Source organism: Microcystis sp. LE19-10.1B (assembly GCF_027530565.1).
Taxonomy (GTDB): Bacteria; Cyanobacteriota; Cyanobacteriia; order Cyanobacteriales; family Microcystaceae; genus Microcystis; species Microcystis aeruginosa.
The window spans coordinates 1-5,525 of sequence record NZ_JAPZQM010000574.1 but is presented as its reverse complement, the minus strand read 5'-3'; the positions used below and the strand labels follow the sequence as shown (position 1 = coordinate 5,525).

Below are 5,525 nucleotides of genomic sequence, written 5' to 3'. Positions count from 1 at the left end.
AGTTAGAACTCATGTTTGTTCCTGCGGATATGTGGAAGATAGAGACAAAATGGCGGCATTAAATATACTCAAAAAAGCTACGATAGGGCATATCGGAAGCTGGTCGTTAGACCTAAACGCTTGGGGAGATTTAAGCTCTATCTTGGTTGGTAGCAATACCTGCTAAGACAACTTGAGTCAGTGAACCAAGAATCCCTCGCATAAGCGCGACGGGAGTGTCAATCTAGAAAAATGATAGATCAAATCAACCTACGGGCGTAAATCTGTTGTAAAATGTTAGTATCTGGCAGTTAAAAGAGCCAAAAACTTTTGCATAATCCCAAGGTATGACCATAACAATACGATTTGATTGGCCTATTAATATCTCGGAATCCCTCCATTCACAAGCAGAGGAACAGGCTAAGATAGCATATATCATGACTTTGTTAAAATATGGAGAAATTAGTAGTGGGATAGCTGGCAGGCTATTGGGAGTCTCTCGTTTAGAAGTTCTCGAACTTATGGGTCAATATGGGGTTGCCATCTTCCCCGACCAAAATCGAGAAGAGTTAGAACAAGAGGTTACAGAAACCCTGCAACTATTAGAAGATTTTCCCCCGTGATTATTGTCTCTAATACCACTCCTTTAAGTGAGTTAGCTAAAGTTGGTCAACTTAACTTACTCCAAAAACTCTTTGGCAAAATTATTATTCCCCAAGAAGTTTATAATGAAGTCACCACAGGAAATCATCGGGCTGCTTCGGTTGTTCCTGCTGCTCAGTGGATTGAGGTATTTACCCTTCAATCTCCCGCTCAATTATTACAATTGCAAATTCAGTTTAAACTAGATTTGGGGGAAGCGGCTACAATTATCTTGGCAGAAGAATTAAAAGCGAATCGAGTCTTAATAGACGAAAAATTAGGAAGAAAAGTCGCTCAGTCTAGAAATTTGCCCGTAACTGGAACAATTGGACTTTTATTAATCGCCAAGAAGAAAGGAATTATTATTGAAGTTAAACCCATTTTAGAGCAGTTTTTGAGTCAAGGTAAAAGAATTAGCCCAATTCTTTATCAAGAAATATTAGGAATGGCTGAAGAAAGCTAGAAATTAATTCCACACACAAACCAGAAGAGCAAAATGTGACGGGAAAGCTAACTTAGATTTCGCTTCCCCTTATTCTATCGATCGCATCCCCTAGGGATTTTTTCCCGGTCGAACCGGCGATCAATACTGCTCCGAATGCAGCTGTTAGGGATTCGGGCAACGAGCGATCGCTGTCCAGTTAGTGGATGTGTTCGGCAATGATGCCAGTGCCACGGTTGAGGTGAGGTAAAATTGAGAGACTTTCTCAAAAAGATGAGGTATAAACTGATTGGTTATTGACGAGTAGTTTGTGAGGCATTAGATTTATTGGGGGTTCCCCGATTTGTAACCGGTAACGGAGGGCTGGAAATTCTCTTAATCCCTCCTACAGCATAGGTTATGGCTTTTTGTCAATGGGGAAGTCTAGGTATAACCCCGGTGGATTTAACCGTTATAAAACTTCCAAGTGTATAATCATTGTCTTTGTGTCTTTGCTACTCTAAAAATTTCTTGAGCTGTTGCTGAACCGACAAAACGCCAGTGCCAAGGTTCATAACTAACACCTTGGGAATTGTTTTTCGGAAATGATAGTTCAAAGCCAAATTCCTTAGCATGAAGGGTTAACCATTTAAAAGCATCAGTTTCAGCAAATTTGTAGGTAATATCATCTCTAGCCTTCAGATTCCCATCGGTTAAATCAAGGGCGTATCCTGTATGATGTTCACTATAACCGGGTGGTGCGCTGATTTTGGCTGCAGCTTCCGGTGAACCTTGGCGCTGAATTTGAGATTGCCAGAGTTGATCCTGGTGGGCAATAGTACGAAAACCAGAGACAGGAATAATCCATACTCGATCCTCTCTAGCTGCATAGATCAACTTCATTAAGGCTAAGGCTGTTTCTGGTGCAATCCTTTCAAATCTTTGATACTCATCCTGAGCGTAGCTGGCAATAATCATCATTTGTTGGGAGTCACCTTCTTGATAGGGCAAATGTCCCAATTTGGTTTGATTGACTGCTATCTGAATGGGTATTTTTGGTGACGGATTGACTAGAGATGTGGGAGAATTAATTATTGTTGGTGGCGATGGGAGAATGGGAGTTGGCGATTGAGAAGACGTTATTGGTCGTGTCTGGGGAGTAGAAATTAATTGAGGTGTTTTCTGGCTGAAGAAGTGCAGGACTGCATAGCTATTTAGGGCGATACCTATAACGATTAGGATGATAGGTAGAGCAACAATTAATTTTTTCATTAATTTATTTCCTCACTATTAGCTACTTTCCAAATGCCATCATCTAACTGCAAAGTGAACCTATATGTTCCAGAGAGAGAACGAGTATAATTAGGGTCTAAAACGCCTCCTTGATAACGTGTAACGGATTCCCTAGCTTGGATATTAATCACCACTTCGTTTCCTCGATCTAATACATCTCCCAAAGGCTCAACTGATGGTGTTACCCAAATTTCATAAGCATTATTTCGACGCAGCCATCCAACTTTGCCTAACTGCTTGTCTCTATAACTGTCTGTTGTGTATTGATAAACAACTTGCTCATTATATGTATTGCCAAAAGCTTGTGCTTTAACCTTTAACCAAGATTCAACAACATTGACTGCTTGTTGTTTAGTCAGACGTTGAGTATTGGGTTGTAAACTCCCTTGATCAGGTGGCTTATTTGGACTTGAACCAAGTTGAGAACGACTGAGTTGTGGATTATCATTAAGCGGCTCGATATTAATATTAATAACCTTACTGTCAGTCTGGGAATTTAAAGCACCAGGAGGATAAATAATTGCTTCCAGATTACTAACTTGTTTCCCGTTATCATTGACAGTTACAGTAAGAGTATCAATTCCATTGAAATCAGTCTGAGTCTGATAAATAAGCGCCTGTTTATCTTTGAGAGTATTGTTAATTTGACTGACAGTACCATTCAGAATAATTACTCCTAGTTTATCTTCCCTAATATCTCTCCAAGTCAATCCATTATTGACATTATCTTTGACTGTTATAGAGCCATTATTTGTTGGAGAGTAACCGTAATATTGTTGTCACCAGCATCATCATCTTTAACGCTAATTCCTGTGATGATTATCTGGCCATCTTCCTTAACTGTTTTAGTTTTAGGAACAGTGAGGAGCGGAACACTGTTAACTTTGTTAACGCTGATGATCTGAGTGAGGACTTTGCTAGTTCCTCCATCCCCATCAGTAATCTTAAATTCTACGATGCGCTCTCCTGGTTGTGGAGTCTCGGAAATATTCTTATAAAGAATATTACTCAAGAGAATTCTGACTTTCTCAGCATTAGCATTTTTGTTGAAGGTTATTTCTAATGGTTGTGTTCCTATTCCCCCCGTAAAGTTACCGATGACTTGATTGTCAACCAAAACATCATTACTGGTGGAGTTATTATTATTAGCTCCACTCTTATTAGCACTAATAAGTTGCTCAGAAATGAACAGGCGATCATTAGCAGTCGCTTTTCCTTTTAACTTAACTGTTAATTTACCTTGCTCGAAATTAAAGGAATCAATATCTGTGACTTCAACACCGCAGGCGATTGCCACAAAATCTGATCCTTCAGGGCATTGGAGGACATTAGGAGGCGAAGGAGAAACATCTTTATTCTTCGGCTGTGAAGAAATCCATAATACTCTTACAGCTATTACAATTAATGAAATACCAATAACAGTACTTAAAGCGGCTCCATACAAATAACGCGGTATAGAAAAATCAGGGCATTTAACAGGAATAAAAACAGCATTCAATGCTGACAAAACTTCTTCTACATTATTGAATCTTTGCCCAGAACCTAACATTCGTGTCAGGACATCTTTCCGCTGATCGCTAATTTGCTTAGATTGAGTCCAATTCCAACTATTACTCTCACTATCGTACCAATATTGTCCCGTTAGCAGTATCAGTGCAGTCAGCGCCAGATCGTGCAAATCATTTTGAAGATTTGTTACTCCTCTATCCCTGAGAGCAGGCAAAACTTGATTGAGTAACTGAACCACTGCATACTCATTCAAAGGAAGTAGCGATCGATGCAATTCTTGGGTCGGAGTTCCCTCGAAAGTCTTCTGCAAAATCAAGAGTCTTCCCCCCTCACCAAAAAGTTCTTTAGGTGCGGTAATCCCTCCAAATTGACCTTGATTGATGCTATCAAACTTCTCTTCAAGTTCTGTTTCTACGATTTCTCTTTCTCCTGCATTTCTAAAGATAAATTCGGTTAGAAGGCAGTCTTTCTGATAGCGTAAGTCTTCGACTAAGTAAACTTGCACAAACTGGCCAGGGTCAATAACTGTCCTGATGACGTACCGATGATCTAATACTAAGCCTGGTTGCAGATCGTCCTGATTTGTTACATTACTTAACATTGCTGATTATCCCTTCAGAGGCTAAATAGAGATTTTTGCAGTATAATCTATACTATCTTAGTCGTTAAAATCTGATCGCTCAAAATGGGGAACTTAATGCTTGCGCTAGAGCAAACGGGTCATACTTGGACACTCGAAGCTGAAAACGGACGCAGCTACCAAGTTGGCAATCGTCACGACTGTGACGTGTTCCTTCCCTATGTTAATTTTGCCTCTGACGTTAACCTAGAACTGAGCTACGACTCTCTGTGGTACGTCAGGGACTTAGGTAGTTTGAATGGTGCTTTGCTCAACAAAGTGCGCCTCAACCAAGAGCGAATTCCGATTGAAGAGGAGGCTCGAATCAGCTTCGGTGGAGGGATGGTTATTGTAGCCAGACTAGATTCTAGTCCTATACCATCAAGAAAACCGGATGCTCTTATTGCTCCTACTCGCTTACTATCGGGCTATGTCTATCTAGAAGGTTTAACCCAAGCGTTAGAAATACTCAATCAGTTACGCAGCGATCCCTACAAGGCTACTACTCCAGAAGACCCTAGCTTAGATTTAGACCAGGTAACTACTCACGCTGCTCAATCAGTAGTCATTTCATTAACATTTGCTAGTCTGGCTTTGATAATATTTTTACTTGAATATTTGCTTATTCTAGCTCCTCAAGCGAAATTCGATTTAATGGCTTGGCTAATTGTGGGATTTTTTCCTAGCTTTCTTATAGCTTTTGAATCTATTTATCTTCGCTGGTTCATGGCTCGTCGTTTTCTGAGAAAGAAGTATGAAGATCCTTATTATTATCCTAAATGGCTACCGAAATTTTTTAAAAACGCAGTCAACTTGTTGAAGAATTCAATTGTCAAAACTACACACTTACAAAACATTATTACCTTTGCCGGATCGGCTCTTCGTTACTTGTTATGGTTCGATAGGGGGGCATAAATCGACTAAATCCTTATCTGGCAAGAGACTTAATTGATTAGTTCGCTCTAGATAAAAAACAATTGACAAAAATCGCTAAATGCCTTTCTATATAAGGGTTCCATCCCTTATAACCCCCCTCCATTGCATAACACAAACCGAAGAGCC

Annotated in this window: 6 protein-coding genes and 1 pseudogene; 4 read left to right on the top strand and 3 right to left on the bottom strand. The window is 39.9% G+C overall.

All coding sequences use genetic code 11. The features are described 5' to 3' along the window. From O9332_RS28175 to O9332_RS20800, 3 genes and pseudogenes are all read left to right on the top strand, one after another. Positions 1-166: pseudogene (locus tag O9332_RS28175) on the top strand (RNA-guided endonuclease TnpB family protein); the annotation flags it as partial. A gap of 160 nt (positions 167-326) precedes the next feature. Continuing rightward, entirely contained in the window at positions 327-602 is a 276-nt protein-coding gene (locus tag O9332_RS20805) for a UPF0175 family protein (RefSeq protein WP_002760590.1), read from the top strand. Further along, entirely contained in the window at positions 599-1,084 is a 486-nt protein-coding gene (locus O9332_RS20800; protein WP_002760588.1) for a PIN domain-containing protein, read from the top strand. The genes O9332_RS20805 and O9332_RS20800 overlap by 4 nt, the downstream gene beginning before the upstream one ends. A gap of 453 nt (positions 1,085-1,537) precedes the next feature. On the opposite strand, the gene O9332_RS20795 is transcribed toward O9332_RS20800, so the two are convergent. Genes O9332_RS20795 through O9332_RS20785 form a run of 3 tightly spaced genes read right to left on the bottom strand, consistent with a single transcriptional unit; the run spans position 1,538 to position 4,445 of the window. Further along, positions 1,538-2,314 (bottom strand): M15 family metallopeptidase, encoded by a 777-nt coding sequence (locus O9332_RS20795; protein ID WP_002760587.1) that lies wholly within the window; start codon positions 2,312-2,314, stop codon positions 1,538-1,540. Further along, the gene (locus tag O9332_RS20790) at positions 2,314-3,045 is read right to left on the bottom strand and encodes an ARC6/PARC6 family protein (RefSeq protein WP_002760585.1); all 732 of its coding nucleotides are present in this window, start codon (positions 3,043-3,045) and stop codon (positions 2,314-2,316) included. The genes O9332_RS20795 and O9332_RS20790 overlap by 1 nt, the downstream gene beginning before the upstream one ends. Before the next feature lie 26 nt (positions 3,046-3,071). Further along, positions 3,072-4,445, bottom strand: a complete 1,374-nt coding sequence (locus O9332_RS20785) for a serine/threonine-protein kinase (RefSeq protein ID WP_002760584.1) — start codon at positions 4,443-4,445, stop codon at positions 3,072-3,074. A 96-nt stretch (positions 4,446-4,541) separates the two neighbouring features. On the opposite strand from O9332_RS20785, the gene O9332_RS20780 reads away from it, so the two are divergent. Beyond that, positions 4,542-5,378, top strand: a complete 837-nt coding sequence (locus tag O9332_RS20780) for an FHA domain-containing protein (protein ID WP_288027210.1) — start codon at positions 4,542-4,544, stop codon at positions 5,376-5,378. Positions 5,379-5,525 lie beyond the last annotated feature (147 nt).